We start from the raw sequence: 16344 nt of genomic DNA, 5'->3' as shown, positions 1-16344 counted from the left end.
GGTAGAAGATAGAATGAGGAGAGAAAAACATGGAACCAGTGAAACTTTTTCAATACAATACCTTAGGTGCCCTAATGGCGGGTCTGTACGGGGGTTCATTTACGATTGGAGAACTCTTGGAACACGGAGATCTAGGAGTTGGGACGCTTGATTCTATTGATGGAGAGTTGATCGTATTAGATGGTAAGGCATATCAGGCCAAGGGATCAGGGGACCATCCTGAAATAGTCGAAGTTTCTCCGGATGCCAAGGTTCCTTATGCAGCAGTCGTCCCTCACCAAGCAGAAGTCATTTTCCGCCAACGCTTTGAAATGACGGACGAGGAATTGGAAGCCCGTATTGAGTCTTATTATGATGGGGAAAATCTTTTCCGCTCTATTAAGATTCGTGGTGACTTTGCCAAGATGCATGTCCGTATGATTCCAAAATCAACACCAGAGATGAAGTTTGCAGAGGTTGCAACCCATCAGCCAGAGTATACACGGGAAAATGTCACTGGAACCATCGTCGGTTTTTGGACACCCGAAATTTTCCATGGCGTGAGTGTGGCTGGTTATCATTTGCACTTTATCTCAGATGACCACACCTTTGGTGGGCATGTCATGGATTTTGTCATCACAGAAGGGATTGTTGAGGTGGGGGCCATCGATCAGCTGGATCAACGTTTCCCAGTTCAAGACCGTCAGTACCTCTTTGCCAAATTCAATGTTGATGAGGTCAAAGAAGACATCCATAAAGCAGAATAAAAAGAGGCTGGGACAAAAGTCCTAGCCTCTCAATTATTTTTGGATTGTCGAGCAAGACGCAGTGGTTGAGTGGGCTCTACTACGCTGATTTCATCAGCTTTTACAGCCCTACTCAACTGTGCGGAGGTGGGACGACGAAATCGAATTCTAACGAATTACCGATTTCTGTCCCACTCTCTTTTATTTTTGAAATCAGTCCGTTAGTTTCATGGCTTTGATTTTTTCTTCTTCTGGGGTGACCCGCAGAGTCTTTTGGCCAGTGTAGGTGACAAAGCCGGGTTTTCCACCAGTTGGTTTATTAAGTTTCTTGGCTTCGATCATATCTACTTGGACCAGGTTTGAGAGACGGGCCTTGGAATAGTAGGCAGCCAACTCTGCAGCATCGGTTTTCACTTCATCTGTTGGATCGAGATTTCCGGTAATGACCACGTGGCTACCTGGGATATCCTTGGCATGGAACCAGAGCTCGTCTTTCTTAGCGATCTTAAAGGTTAGTTCATCGTTTTGCAGATTGTTGCGTCCAACTAAAATAATAGTTTTTCCATCGCTGGCCAGGTATTTCTCAGGTTTTTTCCGTTTATGAATTTTTTCGCGGTTGCGCCGTTTGATAAAGCCGGTCTGGATTAGCTCTTCTCGAATCTCTGCCACCTCAGCCAGACTCGCTTGAGAAAGGGCTGTTTCAACCGTTTCAAGATAAGAAATGGTTTCCTTGGTTTCTTGAATGAGGATGGTCAAATGTTTGACGGCTTCTTTTAACTTCTGGTAGCGTTTAAAGTAGCGTTGGGCATTTTGATTGGGGGTCAGGGCCTTGTTGAGTTGGATGGTGATCGGTTCATTTGTATAGTAATTATCCAAAACAACCTGGTCTTGGTCGTTTGGTACCTGATGGAGGAAGGTTGTCAGCAATTCTCCTTTTTGGCGGAATTCTTCCGCATTGTCGGTCGCCGCTAACTCCGCTTCTTGCTTGGCTAATTTTTTCCGGTTCTTTTCAAGATCGTTTTCGACCTTGCGGATCAATTCACTGGCCTGTTGTTGCACCCGATCGCGCTCAGCCTTGTCTCGGTAATAGTCATCCAGCAGATCGGAAAGTGTCTCAAAGGTTTGACTAGTCGCATCCGCAAAGGGGATAGCCGAGAAGGATTTGGTTGTTAGGCGTGGCTCAGTTGGAGCTTGGAAAAAGGCACGGAAGGTTTTTAATTTTTCATCCGTCTCAAGTCGCTTGGCTAATTCTTGAGCCGTATCTCGCCCCAAACCTTGGAAACATTTTTGAAGGTTCTTTGGGCTTAACTCTTCCTTGTGAAGAAAGGCAAAGAGGGCTTCATCTCCAATTGTAAAAGGATTGACCGCGTCAGTTTTCGGAGGAGCTACATAGGTCGACCCAGGGAGAATGGTCCGGTAGCTATTTTGTGAGAAGCCGACATGTTTAATGGCTTCGATGATTTTATTGCTGGTGCGGTCCAGGAGAATAATATTACTGTGCTTGCCCATGATTTCGATCATGAGGCTGACAGAAATAGCATCTCCAATTTCGTTTTTATTGGAGACACGGATTTCGAGAATCCGGTCGTTTTCCATTTGCTCAATCCCTTCGATGACAGCGCCCTGAAGATATTTGCGCATAACCATAATAAAGGTATTGGGAAAGGCAGGATTTTCAAAGTTGGTCTGGGTCCGTTGAATCCGTCCAAAGACAGAATGGGCAGAGAGCAAGAGTTTTTGGTTTTTCCGATTGCCTCGGATTTGGAGCACCAATTCTTGCTCGAAGGGTTGGTTAATTTTTTGAATGCGACCACTCAAGAGTTCGGCCTTCAATTCTTCCACCATATGGTGTAAAAAAAATCCATCAAAAGACATGGGATTCCTCATCATTCTAGCGTTTATTCTAGTAAATTATATCAAAATTAGAGCGGAAATCCCAGAAAGAAGCAAGAGGATGTAAAATAGAAAATGCGAACGTTTCCAAAAAAATACAGAAAAAGTATTGACATTTTTGAAAGAAAACTTTAAAATGTAAGAAATTAGAAAAGTAGTAAATGAAAGTTTCAAGAGAGCCCACGGTTGCTGAGAGTGGGTAGCGGCAGTTTATGAAATTGGACTAATGATGAGATGAATTTGAAACAATAAAAATTCGGTTGGCACACCTTATCGTGCAACTTGTTGCTAGACAAGACAGAGATATGGGGGAGACTATCCTTTTCCCATAAGTGAGGTGGCACCGCGATGACACGTCCTCACATAGCTTTTGCTATGTGTGGGCGTGTTTTTTGTTTTAGATGAGAAGGGAGAAAAGATATGAAGAAACGATGGCGTCGTAGTCTTTAAATGATGGAAAAAAAGAAGAAAATGAAAAATAGAAGAGGTATTAAAAATGAAAAATAAACGTTTAATGGGAATTATTGGTTTGATTGCAGCAGCAGTCATTGGGACAGCGATCTATTCAGCTACAGCAGGCAAAGACAACAAGGCAGCAAGCAGCAATGAAAAGGCTAAAGTTGGGGTCTTACAGCTGGTCAGCCACCCTTCGCTTGATTTGATTTACAAGGGAATTCAAGATGGTTTGGCTGAAGAAGGTTATGACAAAGACAAAGTGGACATTGATTTCCTCAATGCAGAAGGCGACCAAAACAAGGTTGCAACCATGAGTAAACAATTGGTAGACAAGGATAACCAAGTCTTGATTGGAATTGCAACCCCATCTGCTCAAGGTTTGGCTAGTGCAACCAAAGACAAACCAATTGTCATGGGTGCTGTAACCGATCCAGTCGGCGCAAACTTGGTCAAAGATTTGAAAAAACCAGGTGGCAATATCACTGGGGTATCTGACCACAATCCAACTGAGCAACAGTTGAAATTAATCAAAGAATTGACTCCGAACGTGAAAACAATTGGGATCCTGTACTCAACCAGTGAAGATAACTCAAAATCTCAAGTAGAAGAATTTACAAAATTGGCTGAAAAAGCAGGCTACAAGGTCGTTCCTTATTCTGTTCCTTCTACAAACGAAATTGCTTCCACTGTGTCTGTAATGTCAGGCAAAGTTGATGCCATCTGGGTTCCAATCGACAATACCATCGCTTCAGCCTTCTCAACAGTTGTCGAAGCCAACAAAACAGCTAAAAAACCAATCTTCCCAAGTGCGACAGCTATGGTAGAAGCTGGTGGTCTTGGTTCAGTCGTTGTCGACCAACACGATCTTGGAGTAGCAACTGGTAAAATGGCTGCGAAGATCTTGAAAGGTCAAAAACCTGCGGATACACCTGTTGAAATCTTTAGCCAAGGAAAATCTGTCATCAATAAAAAAGTCGCAGATGAATTGGGTATTACTATTCCAGAATCTGTCTTGAAAGATGCTGGACAAGTCATTAAATAAAAAGAAAACGAATCACAAGAATGGCGGGGGAATTTGGCTTTGGCAGGTCTTTAAATCGTGACCTTTGAAAATGTCTACCAGTGCCCAGAACCAACTTTGTTACTCTTGGTAGAGGAGAAAGAAATGGAAGTCAAGATAACAGATCTTCATCCGACCCAACTTTATTTATCAGAAAAGAAGTTACAAGCTATCCAGATGCTGGATCAGTCGGCAGACATCATCAATGTGGATCCAATTAGTGTTCTTGCATTTGGAAATCGCTTCTTGATTACAGACGGGCATCACAGGGCTTATCAGGCTTTATTGGCAGGTCGGGATACGATTTCTGCTGAGTTTGATAGAGATGGTGGCGATGAATTGTATGCTCTCTATGCGCAAGCTTGCGAGGAAAGAAAGATATCCTCTGTTTTGGATTTAAAACATCGTATCTTACCTCAAGATGAGTATGAAGCAAAATGGTATAACTGGTGTGATGGTTTTAACCAAGCAGCAACTCTTCTATTGAAAAGGCAATCAGATGAAACAGACAAGGCAAATAGATAATGCACGGCCTCTTGTTCCTTTGTATATTGAAATTAGTCTCATCTAACTTGTTTTTTAACAAAAAATCTGCTAAACTAGATAGTAATCGAATAGAAATCTGCAAGACTAGTATCTCAAGGGAAGTGCGACAGGGAGAAGAGCCGTGACTGAAAGCTCTTTGCATGAAAGCTGAGTGAATTCACTTGCGTAAAGGATTTAGAAATTAAGGTCTGGTTTACGGATAAAAAACGGATGGTACCGCGTGTCAACGCTCCGAATGAGGGTGTTGGCGCGTGGTTTTTTCTATGTCTGTAGAGGGACCATGATGGAGGAAATATGTCAACGATTGAAGAACAATTAAAAGCGCTTCGTGAAGAAACGCTGGCAGCTTTGAAGCAGATTTCTGCTGAAAATGAAAAAGAGATGCAAGAACTACGGGTCTCTGTTCTTGGAAAAAAAGGATCTCTGACGGAAATTCTTAAAGGGATGAAGGATGTCTCTGCTAAGATGCGTCCGGTTATCGGGAAACACGTCAATGAAGCGCGTGATGTCTTGACGGCTGCCTTTGAAGAAACGGCCAAACTTTTGGAAGAAAAGAAAGTCCAAGCCAAATTGGCTAGTGAAAGTATCGACGTGACCCTACCAGGTCGTCCAGTTGCTAGTGGTTACCGTCATATTTTGACCCAAACCAGTGAAGAAATCGAAGATATCTTTATCGGGATGGGCTATCAAGTCGTAGACGGCTTTGAAGTGGAGCAAGACTATTATAACTTTGAACGGATGAATCTGCCTAAAGATCACCCAGCGCGGGATATGCAGGATACCTTCTATATCACAGAAGAAATCTTGCTTCGGACCCATACCTCACCTGTACAGGCGCGGGCTATGGATGCGCATGACTTTAGCAAAGGACCATTGAAGATGATCTCTCCAGGGCGGGTTTTCCGTCGGGATACGGATGATGCGACCCACAGCCACCAATTCCATCAAATCGAAGGTTTGGTTGTTGGGAAAAGCATTTCTATGGCCGATCTTCAAGGAACGCTTCAATTGATCGTGCAAAAGATGTTTGGTGCAGAACGCCAAATCCGTTTGCGTCCTTCTTACTTCCCATTCACTGAGCCATCGGTTGAGGTGGACGTTTCTTGCTTCAAATGTGGTGGTGCTGGATGTAACGTATGTAAGAAAACTGGTTGGATTGAAATCATGGGAGCCGGTATGGTTCACCCACGCGTCCTTGAGATGAGTGGGATTGATCCAACAATCTATTCAGGATTTGCCTTTGGACTTGGTCAAGAGCGTGTGGCCATGCTTCGTTACGGAATCAATGATATCCGTGGCTTCTATCAAGGGGATATCCGTTTTTCAGAACAATTTAAATAATTATGTTAGTAAAAGTTAAGGCGAAAGATTTTCATATTTTAAGGGAATTAGAGGTGGAAACCTATGGGGATACCTTTGGTCCCTACAACTCTGATGCCGATATGGAAGATTACTACCAGATGGTTTTATCGCTAGAGCAAATCCAAAAGGACCTAGCAGACCCGGAATCAGAGACCTATTTTGTCCTTGATCACCATCAGGAAATTTGTGGTTTCCTCAAGTTTAACTGGGGCAAGGCACAAACGGAGCCAGTAGAGATGGACAATGCTTTTGAAATTCAGCGCATCTATGTCAAAAAAGAACATCATGGCAAGGGCTATGGCAAGGAAATGTTTACCTTTGCCTTAAAAGAGGCTCAAAAACGTGGATTTGACTGGGTCTGGCTGGGTGTCTGGGAACGGAATTTTAAGGCCCAAAACTTTTACAAACAATTCGGATTTGAACGATTTAGCGAGCACCACTTTATCACAGGGGAAGCTGTGGATATCGACTGGTTGCTGCGCAAGCATTTGAAGGAGAATCCGCAAGCTTAATTGTGGGTCCAAATTGAGAGAAAGGAATTGAGAAGATCTCACCAAGTGGGATCTTACGATCAGAATAATGTTAGTATCATATAAATGGTTAAAACAATTGGTGGACGTGGATGTGCCATCAGAAGAGTTGGCTGAAAAAATGTCAACTACAGGGATCGAAGTAGAAGGTGTAGAATCTCCTGCTGCTGGTCTCTCAAAAATTGTCGTCGGAGAAGTCTTGTCTTGTGAAGATGTGCCAGAGACACACCTTCATGTCTGCCAAGTTAATGTGGGGGAAGAAGAAGCGCGTCAAATCGTCTGTGGAGCACCAAATGTGCGAGCAGGCATCAAGGTGATGGTGGCTCTTCCAGGTGCTCGCATCGCAGATAACTACAAGATTAAAAAAGGGAAAATCCGTGGTTTGGAATCCCTTGGGATGATCTGTTCACTTGGTGAGTTAGGCATTTCTGACTCAGTTGTACCGAAAGAATTTGCGGATGGCATCCAAATCTTGCCAGAGGATGCTGTTCCAGGAGAAGAAGTCTTCTCTTACCTAGACTTGGATGATGAAATCATCGAGCTTTCTATCACTCCAAACCGTGCAGATGCTCTTTCGATGCGTGGGGTAGCACATGAAGTAGCAGCCATCTATGACAAGGCAGTCAACTTCAAAGAATTTACTTTAACAGAAACAGACCAAGTTGCAGCGGATGCTCTTTCTGTCAGCATCGACACAGATAAGGCTCCTTATTATGCAGCTCGTATCTTGGACAATGTAACCATCGCACCAAGTCCACAATGGTTGCAAAACCTCCTCATGAATGAAGGCATCCGTCCCATAAATAATGTGGTTGACGTGACCAACTATATCTTGCTTTACTTTGGTCAGCCCATGCATGCCTTTGACTTGGATACCTTTGAAGGAAATGACATCCGTGTACGTGAAGCGCGTGCAGGTGAGAAATTAGTGACCTTGGATGGGGAAGAGCGTGAGTTGGAAACAAGTGACCTCGTGATTACGGTTGCTGACAAACCTGTTGCCCTTGCAGGTGTCATGGGGGGAGAGGCTACAGAAATCTCTGAAAAGTCTACTCGTGTAGTTCTTGAAGCGGCTGTTTTCAATGGCAAATCGATCCGTAAGACTAGTGGTCGCCTCAACCTACGCTCTGAATCATCTTCTCGCTTTGAAAAAGGCATCAATGTGGCAACTGTTAATGAAGCCCTTGATGCAGCTGCAAGTATGATTGCTGAATTGGCTGGTGCAACCGTACGTAAGGGCATCGTTTCAGCAGGCCAGTTAGACACTTCTGATGTAGAAGTTTCTTCTACTCTTGCAGACGTGAACCGTGTCCTTGGAACAGAACTTTCCTACGCGGATGTCGAAGATGTCTTCCGTCGTCTTGGTTTTGGCCTTTCTGGAAATGCAGAAAGCTTCACAGTCAGCGTTCCTCGTCGCCGTTGGGACATCACTATCGAAGCGGACCTCTTTGAAGAAATTGCTCGAATTTATGGTTATGACAAATTACCAGCAACCCTTCCAAAAGATGACGGGACAGCAGGTGAATTGACAGCGACTCAAAAATTGCGTCGCCAAGTTCGGACTATCGCTGAAGGGGCTGGATTGACTGAAATCATTACTTATGCACTGACAACTCCTGAAAAAGCAGTGGAGTTCACGACTGCACCAAGCAACTTAACGGAGCTCATGTGGCCAATGACTGTGGATCGTTCGGTCCTCCGTCAAAATATGATCTCAGGAATCTTGGATACTGTAGCTTATAATGTCGCTCGTAAGAACAAAGATTTGGCCCTCTATGAGATCGGAAAAGTCTTTGAACAGACAGGCAATCCAAAAGAAGACTTGCCAAACGAAATCAATAGCTTTGCCTTTGCTTTGACTGGCTTAGTTGCTGAAAAAGACTTCCAAACTCCAGCTGTTCCAGTTGACTTCTTCTATGCCAAGGGAATCTTGGAAGTCCTCTTTACTCGCTTGGGTCTTGAAGTGACTTATACAGCAACACAGGAAATCAAGAGTCTCCACCCAGGACGTACAGCCTTGCTCTCACTTGGTGACCAGGTGATTGGGGTCTTGGGACAAGTCCACCCTGTAACAGCTAAGGCTTATGATATTCCAGAGACTTATGTGGCTGAGCTTAACCTTTCAGCTATCGAAGCAGCCCTTCAACCAGCTGCTCCATTTGTGGAAATTACGAAGTTCCCAGCGGTCAGCCGTGATATCGCCCTTCTCCTCAAAGAAGAAGTGACTCACCAAGAAGTGGTCGATGCCATCCAAGCTGCAGGCGTGAAACGTTTGACAGATATCAAACTCTTTGACGTCTTCTCAGGTGAAAAACTGGGTATCGGAATGAAGTCCATGGCTTATAGCTTGACCTTCCAAAATCCAGAAGATAGCTTGACCGACGAAGAAGTCGCACGCTACATGGAAAAAATCCAAGCATCACTTGAAGAAAAAGTAGACGCAGAAGTGCGTTAAATCGTAAAAATATGAAACAGTTGAGAATTTCTCAGCTGTTTTTTTCTTACAGGATTTGCAAGTTATAGGCTTTGAAACCCTATTAAAATAGAGAAATTCCTTTAAGTACTCAAAATATCTATGTCAAGCATTCTTCTATTTTTGACAAATATTTTTATTTTTTTGTAAAATATACTTGTCAAAAAGAAAAAGAAGTGTTACAATGATTTTAGTTGAAAAAAGGGAGGTTTTCTTATGGGAGCCGTGTGGATTATTTTTATCCTTTTTCTGATTATCATTTATGCAAGCTCAGAAAAGAAGATAAAAAGGTTGAACAAACGCATCAAAAGATTAGAAAAACAAGTGAAAGGAAATCAAGACATGTCTAGACTTTTAGAAGAATTGAAAGGCCAAACGGCCACTGTTTTAGTGAGTGGTGTTGGATTCGAGTATGAAATTTTGGATATCGACGAAGATTGGGTCAAACTGACTCGTGTGAATAATAAACAACAAAGAGAGACAAAATTAGTCCGCATCGAAGATATTCAAGGTATTCAACTATAAGGGGGCGAAAGCCATGATCTTAAAAAATCGACTGAAAGAGCTGAGGGCGCGTGATGGGCTCAACCAATCCGAGCTAGCTAAGCTAGCAGGGGTCTCGCGCCAGTCCATCAGTCTCTTGGAGCGGGGGGAATACACCCCTTCGGTTATCATTGCCATCACCATCGCCCAGATTTTCAAGGAACCGGTGGAGAATGTATTTAGTCTAGTAGAGGGAGAAGAATAAAAGTGAAAAAGCGACAACAAGAACGATCTGATCGTTACCGTTTTTGGAGAAATGTGGGAATCATCACAGTTTCCTTTTTGATCGGAGGAGTCATCGGATTTTTGACAGTGATGTTTGGATCCAAAAAGCCCCTAGAAATCCAATCCTTCTTTAGTAAAGAGATGCTCCTTTTGGGCTCAGTAGTTTTATTCTTGGTCGTGTTTATGATCACGATGGTCCTATTGATGCGGGTAAGTAAACTTCATTACAAGATTCTCCATATAGAAGACGAGGATGAAGCTTATCACTATGATATCCAGAAGGAAAAACTGTATGGGTTAGCGACCATCTTTAAAGGAATCATGATCTTGCCATACTTTTTTGTTATCATCTTTTATATTCAATTGGTGTATTTGGATAAACCTGCGGCTTTTATCTTTGGACCTTTTACCATGCTCTATCTTTTTCTTGCCTTGATTGTCCTATTTTTCCTAGTGGGTATCTTCTATCGTAAGACCTTTAACTTGGTTTACGGGAAACCGATTCCCCGCAATGCCGATGCCAAGGAAATGCGTGAATTTATGATGAGTATGATGGATGAGGCAGAAAAACAGATAAACTACGAGGAAAATTTCGAAGTGGTGATTAAGTTAAGCAATTATATCTTGCCGAGCCTTCTCCTTGCTCTCCTCCTCATTGGAGTTGCCTTCAAAACGGATATCCTCTTAGCTTTGTTCGTCGTATCCATTCTCTATATTTATATCCTTATTTCACAATACAAAATTACCAAACGTTATTATAAAGAGTAAAGGAGTCATCCATGTTAGAAATTAGAAATTTAGAAAAAAGCTTTGGGAATAAACAGGTTCTCTTCGGAGTGGATCTGACAGCTCAACAAGGTCATATCCTTGGCTTAGTTGGGAAAAATGGGGCAGGGAAAACAACTATTTTCCACAGTATCTTGCGCTTTTTGGACTACAGCGGTGAGATTCGCCTAGGTGGCAAAGCGATTACCCAAGAGACCTACAAGGAAATTGGCTATTTGCCAGAAGAGCGGAGTCTCATGCCTAAGTTGACCATCTACGAGCAGGTCCGCTATTTGGCTGCCTTAAAAGGAATGAGCACCGCCGAGGTTAAGGAAAAATTACCGATTTGGATGGAAAAACTCCAAGTAAAAGGGAAATTGACCGATAAGATCAAGAGTCTCTCAAAAGGGAACCAACAGAAGGTGCAACTGATCATCACCTTGATCCATGAGCCTAAATTGATCATTTTAGATGAACCCTTTAGTGGCTTGGATCCGGTCAATACAGAAGTGCTCAAGCAGGTCATCTTTGAAGAAAAAGAGCGTGGGGCAACCATTATCTTTTCTGACCACGTCATGACCAACGTCGAAGAATTGTGTGATGATATCCTAATGATCCGTGATGGTTCGGTTGTCCTTTCAGGGCCTGTCCAAGAGGTCCGGAATAGCTATGGCAAGACTCGCCTCTTTGTCTCTAACGACTTTAGCAAAGAAGAGCTAGAAGCTCTGCCACACGTGACCAAGGTCAGCATGACCAAGCAAGGGACTTGGAAGTTGATCTTGGATGATGCGTCAGCTGGTCCAGAATTATTTGACCACTTGACCAAGGGCCACTACCTAGCAACCTTTGACCACCAAGCCCCAACTATTGATGAGATCTTTAAACTTGAATCAGGAGTAGAAGTATGAAACAGATGTTTGTCGTAATGAAAGAAACCTATATCAGACAAGTGAAATCATGGAGTTTCCTCTTCATGGTCTTCGGTCCCTTCCTCTTTTTAGGATTGAGCATTGGAATCGGTTATCTGACAGGTTCTTCTACAGATGCCAAAAACCAAGTGGCCTTGGTGACAGAAGTGCCAGCTGTCAAAGAAAGCCTCAAAGGAACCGATGGCTTGACCTTGGACTACAAGGATGAAGCTGCAGCTAAAAAAGCCATTAAGGATGAGAAAGCAGCTGCTTACCTAATGGTTGATGAAAAAGATGGCCAGCTAGAAGCGACTTATGTGGGTGACCAAGCCATGAAAACAGATTTAAAATCGCTTGTCACTGCGAAATTAAGCCAGGTCCAACAAGGGATCAATCTAGCGCGTGCCAATCTAAGCAAAGAGCAGCTGACAGCCTTGTCTCAACAGGTTTCTCTCAAAGAAAAAATTGATGAGAAAAAAGAAGGCTTGAAAATGGTGCAAACCATGGTTGCAGGTGGTCTAGGAATGTTGCTTTATATGATTTTGATCTTCTACTCGAGTATCACAGCCCAAGAAGTGGCTAGTGAAAAGGGAACTAAGATCATGGAAGTGGTCTTCTCTAGTATTAAAGCAACCGACTATTTCTTCGCACGCATGCTCGGACTCTTCGGAGTGATTTTTACCCATATTTTTGTCTATGTAGTTGGGCTAGTAGCTGTTTGGATCTTTAGAGCAGATATCCCAGTTGTCAAGGATATTCTTGCTCCAAACTCTCCAATTACCCAACACCTAGCAGAAGCGATCTCGCTTAATACCGTCTTCTTCATTATCCTTGGGATCTTTATGTATGTGGTGCTCTCTGCCTTCTTAGGCTCCACAGTTGCACGACCAGAAGATTCAGGAAAAGCGATTTCACCACTGATGATGTTAGTTATCTTTAGCTTCCTTGGGGTAACCACCTTGGGAAGTGCCGGTGACGTCTTCTTATTGAAAATCGGTTCCTACATTCCTTTCTTCTCAACCTTCTTCATGCCTTTCCGTACCATCAATGGCTATGCGACTGGTCTTGAATCTTGGGGTTCATTGGGAATTGCAGTTCTCTTTACCATCGTGGGAACAGTTCTCATCGCTCGTATCTATGCGAGCCTGATCCTTCAGACCGATGACCTCGGACCATGGAAGACCATTAAACGTGCTCTTAGCTATCGCTAATTAGATAAGCTCTCAGTTACAACTGAGGGCTTTTTGATTTCAAATTGACTTTTGCAAGCCTTTTCACTACAATAGAACTACAGAAAAGGAGGCGGACATGAACTATATTGAGTTTGCTGAAAATGAGCGTCTATCCACGATTGTCCTTGGGATGATGCGGATCAGTCAGATGAGTGAAGACGAGGTGGAGGCCTTGGTAGAGGCAGCTTTGTCGATTGGGATCAACACTTTTGACTTAGCGGATATCTATGGCGATGGCCAGTGTGAGGTCCTCCTGGGTAAGGTTCTCAAGCGTCGTCGGGATCTACGGGACCAGATGTGGATCCAGTCCAAGTGTGGGATTCGCAAAGACGGTTTTACTTATTTTGACTTTTCTAAGGACTATATTTTGGGCTCCGTCGACGGCATCCTCGAGCGTCTGCAGATCGAGCGCTTAGATAGTCTTCTCCTTCATCGACCGGATGCCCTCATGGAGCCTGAAGAAGTGGCAGCAGCTTTTGATCAGTTGGAGCAAGCGGGCAAGGTTCGTCATTTTGGGGTGTCCAATCAAAATCCTATGATGATGGAATTGCTTAAGACGGCTGTCAAACAACCTCTCAAGGTCAACCAGTTGCAGTTGAGTGCCGCCTTTACACCGAGCTTTGAAGCTGGTTTTCATGTCAACATGGAAGGGCCTAAAGCAGCCGTGCGAGATGGCAGTGTCTTTGAGTATTGTCGCTTAACTGATACGGTGATTCAGGCCTGGTCTGTTCTCCAGCATGGCTATTTCAAGGGGAATTTTGTCGGTAAGGAAGAGTTTGCGGCTCTCAATCACGTCCTTACTGACTTGGCGAAAAAATACCAGGTCACACCGACAGCTATTGCCCTCGCTTGGGTCCTTCGCTATCCAGGTAAGGTGCAGGCCGTCATCGGAACGACCAAGCCCAAGCATGTCCTTGAAGCAGGGAAAGCAGCAACAGTCACTTTGACGCGCAAGGAATGGTACCAAATCTACTTGGCGACGGGAAATGATTTGCCTTAGAATCTTGTTAGTAAACCAGATTCCACTCTTATCGGTGGTCTGGTTTTTTGTTTTGTGATTTTCAGATTTTTCTTGACAAGTCTTTCTTTTTTATGATATCCTTTATGCAACAAGTGTTGCGCAACGAATGTTGCGCGAAAGGAGTCTTATGCCACCAAAGGTTAAATTCAGTAAAGAGGCTATCATTGGGACAGCTTTACAATTGGTGAGAGAAGAGGGAATGGCTAGTTTAACGGCTCGAGCATTAGCGGAACAACTGGGAGCCACACCGAGAGTCATTTTTGGGCAATTTGCTAATATGGCTGAGTTACAAGCAGAGGTTATTGGTGCTGCGGAAATGGTCGTGGTGGAGTATATTCGCAAGGCCTTAGAAGATGAAAAGCCTTTCCGATCTGTCGGGGTTGCTTATATCCTTTTCGCCTCAAAAGAGCCCCAACTTTTTCAATTGCTTTTCCAAAATCCTAGCAAAGATCCGATTCGTCGCTTTCAAGATTTTCTTCCCATGAAGGATCATAGTTACCAATTGGTTCTGGATTCGATTGTTGCAGACTATCCTTTGACTGTAGAGGAAGCTAGTCGCTTGTACCAGCATCTATTTATCTACTCACACGGGATGGCCTCTATGGTTGCTTCTGGTATTTATCAGTTCGGCATGGAAGAAGTGATTGGATTACTGACAGAGGTTTGTCAATCTCTCATCAAAGAAATGGTAGGAAAGAAATGATTCAACTAGAAAATGTGCACAAAAGTTACGGCCAAACCAAGGTTTTAAAGGGGATTGATTTGCAGATTCAAGACCAGGATGATGTGGTTATCCTCGGCCCTTCTGGATCGGGGAAATCAACTCTCTTAAACGTGTTATCAGGCTTAGAAAAGGTAGATGAGGGACATATCCTCATTCAAGGACAAGATTTGTCTCAACTCACGGATGCTCAATTGACGGCCTTTAGACGGGAGAAGATTGCCTTTATTTTCCAGCAGTATTATCTATTGCCGAATCTAACGGTCAGACAAAATGTAAAAATGGGGGCTGACCTGGCAAACAATCATGATTTTTTGCAGATCATCGAGGATTTGGGGCTTGGCGATAAGCTGGACAAATATCCGAGTGAATTGTCTGGTGGGGAACAGCAGAGAGTCTCCATTGCTCGGGCCTTGGCCAAAAAGCCAGAGATTCTCTTTTTAGATGAGCCGACGGGAGCTCTCGATGAAGAAACAGGGCGCAAGATTCTGGACTATATCTGGAAGTTAAAGGAAAAGCTGGGCTTCACCCTCATCATGGTGACGCACAACCAAAATATTGCGGATATGGCCAGAACCATCATTCGTGTCAATAGTGGCAAAATTACCGAAGTTGTGTCCAATGATCAACCTCAGACTGCCTATGAGATTGGATGGTAAGCCATGTTTTCAGTAAAAGATATTCGAAAATTAGTTGTCGTCAGTATCATTGGAGCCTGTGCGGTCTTTGTGGCTAATCTCTTCTTGAATTTTTACCTAGATATCGAGCAGTTGGAGATTTCGAAAACCAATCCCATGATTCAGACCTACTATGATGCCCAGGTTTCGCTTTCCTGGATGGTGGCCATGGTCAGTGGGGTCGTCTTGTCCTTGACGTCGGTCCTTCTCATGTGTTTTTATATCAAACAATTTGTCGATGACCACAAGGAACAATTAGGAATTTTAAAGGCCTTGGGCTACAGCAATGGCCAGTTAGCGAAACGGTTTTGGGCCTTTGGACTCAGTTTTGGAGCTGGAGCGCTTCTTGGCTATTTTGCTTCTTTTCTTATGATGGGACATTTTTACGACTTTCGAAATGAGAAGGGGATTCTGCCAGAAATCACCATTCATTTTCACTGGCAGCTCTTGCTTGCTTTGGTAATGCTACCAACGACCTTCTTTATGGTTCTCGCGATTGGTTATGCTAGAAGACAACTCCAAACCCCGGCTCTTCGATTATTGAAAAAGTCCCCAAGTCCTATCAAGGTCAAAAGGAGAAAGAGGGTTCCTAAGAAAGAGAATGGCTTCTTAAAAGAGCTGTCCTCATCACTGATTTGGGGGAGAAAATCGATCTTGTTTTTTGTGGTCTTTGGCTCCATGTGTTTTGCGGCCATGGTTCAATTGTCCTTTGGCCTCAGGGATTACACAGATGATATCATCCAAACCATGATGATCATGATTGGCTTAATCCTCTCTTTCTCGATTCTCTTTTTGTCATTGGGGATTGTGGTCTTAGAAAGCCGCGAAACCTTGGCTCTTATGAAGGCTTTTGGCTACACCGATCGTGAATGCCAAAGTCATATTCTCGCTCCCTATCGTTTCTGGGCTTATCTAGGATTTGTTCTTGGGACGGTTTACCAATACGGTATCATGGAGATTTTGATCGGTGTGATCAAAGATACGGTTCCTGAAAAGATTGAGCATCACTTTGATGGGAATGTGTGCTTTTGGACCTTGCTTGGTTTTGCGGTGGTTTATGAAAGCCTCTTTTATCTATCCAACAGAAAACTCCAAAAACAAACCATCAAAGAAGTGCTCTTAGCAGAATAAATAGAAGAGAGAGTGGGACAGAAATCGGTAATTCGTTAGAATTCGATTTCGTCGTCCCACCTCCGCACAGTTGAGT

General features: G+C 43.6%; 16 protein-coding genes and 1 other annotated feature. Of the genes, 15 read left to right on the top strand and 1 reads right to left on the bottom strand.

The window, feature by feature from the left end:
* Nucleotides 1-29 precede the first annotated feature (29 nt).
* The gene (gene budA / locus HMPREF2685_RS07795; protein WP_049491069.1) at nucleotides 30-746 is read left to right on the top strand and encodes an acetolactate decarboxylase; all 717 of its coding nucleotides are present in this window, start codon (nucleotides 30-32) and stop codon (nucleotides 744-746) included.
* Nucleotides 747-938: 192 nt separating this feature from the next.
* Here the strand turns inward: budA and HMPREF2685_RS07790 are convergent, their stop codons facing one another.
* Nucleotides 939-2600, bottom strand: coding sequence for an Rqc2 family fibronectin-binding protein (locus HMPREF2685_RS07790; RefSeq protein ID WP_070466258.1), 1662 nt, complete (start codon nucleotides 2598-2600; stop codon nucleotides 939-941).
* A gap of 150 nt (nucleotides 2601-2750) precedes the next feature.
* Nucleotides 2751-2982: a binding site (T-box leader), on the top strand.
* Between the two features lie 132 nt (nucleotides 2983-3114).
* Here HMPREF2685_RS07790 and trpX point away from each other — a divergent pair.
* The 14 genes from trpX (at nucleotide 3115) to HMPREF2685_RS07720 (ending at nucleotide 16268) form a co-directional block, all read left to right on the top strand.
* Entirely contained in the window at nucleotides 3115-4116 is a 1002-nt protein-coding gene (gene trpX / locus HMPREF2685_RS07785) for a tryptophan ABC transporter substrate-binding protein (protein WP_024055230.1), read from the top strand.
* A 123-nt stretch (nucleotides 4117-4239) separates the two neighbouring features.
* The gene (locus tag HMPREF2685_RS07780) at nucleotides 4240-4659 is read left to right on the top strand and encodes a chromosome partitioning protein ParB (RefSeq protein WP_049482289.1); all 420 of its coding nucleotides are present in this window, start codon (nucleotides 4240-4242) and stop codon (nucleotides 4657-4659) included.
* Nucleotides 4660-4974: 315 nt separating this feature from the next.
* Nucleotides 4975-6021: a phenylalanine--tRNA ligase subunit alpha gene (gene pheS / locus HMPREF2685_RS07775; RefSeq protein WP_049482285.1), complete on the top strand. Its 1047-nt coding sequence runs from the start codon at nucleotides 4975-4977 to the stop codon at nucleotides 6019-6021.
* 2 nt (nucleotides 6022-6023) lie between these two features.
* Entirely contained in the window at nucleotides 6024-6554 is a 531-nt protein-coding gene (locus tag HMPREF2685_RS07770) for a GNAT family N-acetyltransferase (protein ID WP_024055668.1), read from the top strand.
* A 67-nt stretch (nucleotides 6555-6621) separates the two neighbouring features.
* On the top strand, nucleotides 6622-9027 hold the full coding sequence (pheT, locus tag HMPREF2685_RS07765) for a phenylalanine--tRNA ligase subunit beta (RefSeq protein WP_070466256.1): 2406 nt from the start codon (nucleotides 6622-6624) through the stop codon (nucleotides 9025-9027).
* Nucleotides 9028-9261: 234 nt separating this feature from the next.
* Nucleotides 9262-9570, top strand: a complete 309-nt coding sequence (locus HMPREF2685_RS07760; RefSeq protein ID WP_070466254.1) for a hypothetical protein — start codon at nucleotides 9262-9264, stop codon at nucleotides 9568-9570.
* Between the two features lie 13 nt (nucleotides 9571-9583).
* Nucleotides 9584-9793, top strand: a complete 210-nt coding sequence (locus HMPREF2685_RS07755) for a helix-turn-helix transcriptional regulator (RefSeq protein ID WP_003002675.1) — start codon at nucleotides 9584-9586, stop codon at nucleotides 9791-9793.
* A gap of 2 nt (nucleotides 9794-9795) precedes the next feature.
* Nucleotides 9796-10581, top strand: a complete 786-nt coding sequence (locus HMPREF2685_RS07750; protein ID WP_070466253.1) for a DUF3169 family protein — start codon at nucleotides 9796-9798, stop codon at nucleotides 10579-10581.
* An 11-nt stretch (nucleotides 10582-10592) separates the two neighbouring features.
* On the top strand, nucleotides 10593-11486 hold the full coding sequence (locus HMPREF2685_RS07745; RefSeq protein ID WP_070466251.1) for an ABC transporter ATP-binding protein: 894 nt from the start codon (nucleotides 10593-10595) through the stop codon (nucleotides 11484-11486).
* On the top strand, nucleotides 11483-12697 hold the full coding sequence (locus tag HMPREF2685_RS07740; protein WP_070466250.1) for an ABC transporter permease: 1215 nt from the start codon (nucleotides 11483-11485) through the stop codon (nucleotides 12695-12697). Before HMPREF2685_RS07745 ends, HMPREF2685_RS07740 begins: the two co-directional genes overlap by 4 nt.
* A gap of 97 nt (nucleotides 12698-12794) precedes the next feature.
* A complete protein-coding gene (locus HMPREF2685_RS07735; protein ID WP_070466248.1) occupies nucleotides 12795-13718 on the top strand; it encodes an aldo/keto reductase in 924 nt (307 codons plus the stop codon).
* A gap of 148 nt (nucleotides 13719-13866) precedes the next feature.
* Nucleotides 13867-14442: a TetR/AcrR family transcriptional regulator gene (locus HMPREF2685_RS07730; RefSeq protein ID WP_049486431.1), complete on the top strand. Its 576-nt coding sequence runs from the start codon at nucleotides 13867-13869 to the stop codon at nucleotides 14440-14442.
* Nucleotides 14439-15119: an ABC transporter ATP-binding protein gene (locus tag HMPREF2685_RS07725; RefSeq protein ID WP_070466246.1), complete on the top strand. Its 681-nt coding sequence runs from the start codon at nucleotides 14439-14441 to the stop codon at nucleotides 15117-15119. The genes HMPREF2685_RS07730 and HMPREF2685_RS07725 overlap by 4 nt, the downstream gene beginning before the upstream one ends.
* Before the next feature lie 3 nt (nucleotides 15120-15122).
* Nucleotides 15123-16268, top strand: a complete 1146-nt coding sequence (locus HMPREF2685_RS07720; protein WP_070466245.1) for an FtsX-like permease family protein — start codon at nucleotides 15123-15125, stop codon at nucleotides 16266-16268.
* Nucleotides 16269-16344: the final 76 nt, after the last annotated feature.

Origin of the sequence: Streptococcus sp. HMSC074F05, from assembly GCF_001808725.1 — a bacterium.
Taxonomy (GTDB): domain Bacteria; phylum Bacillota; class Bacilli; order Lactobacillales; family Streptococcaceae; genus Streptococcus; species Streptococcus parasanguinis_I.
This window is presented reverse-complemented; position numbering and strand designations above follow the sequence as displayed.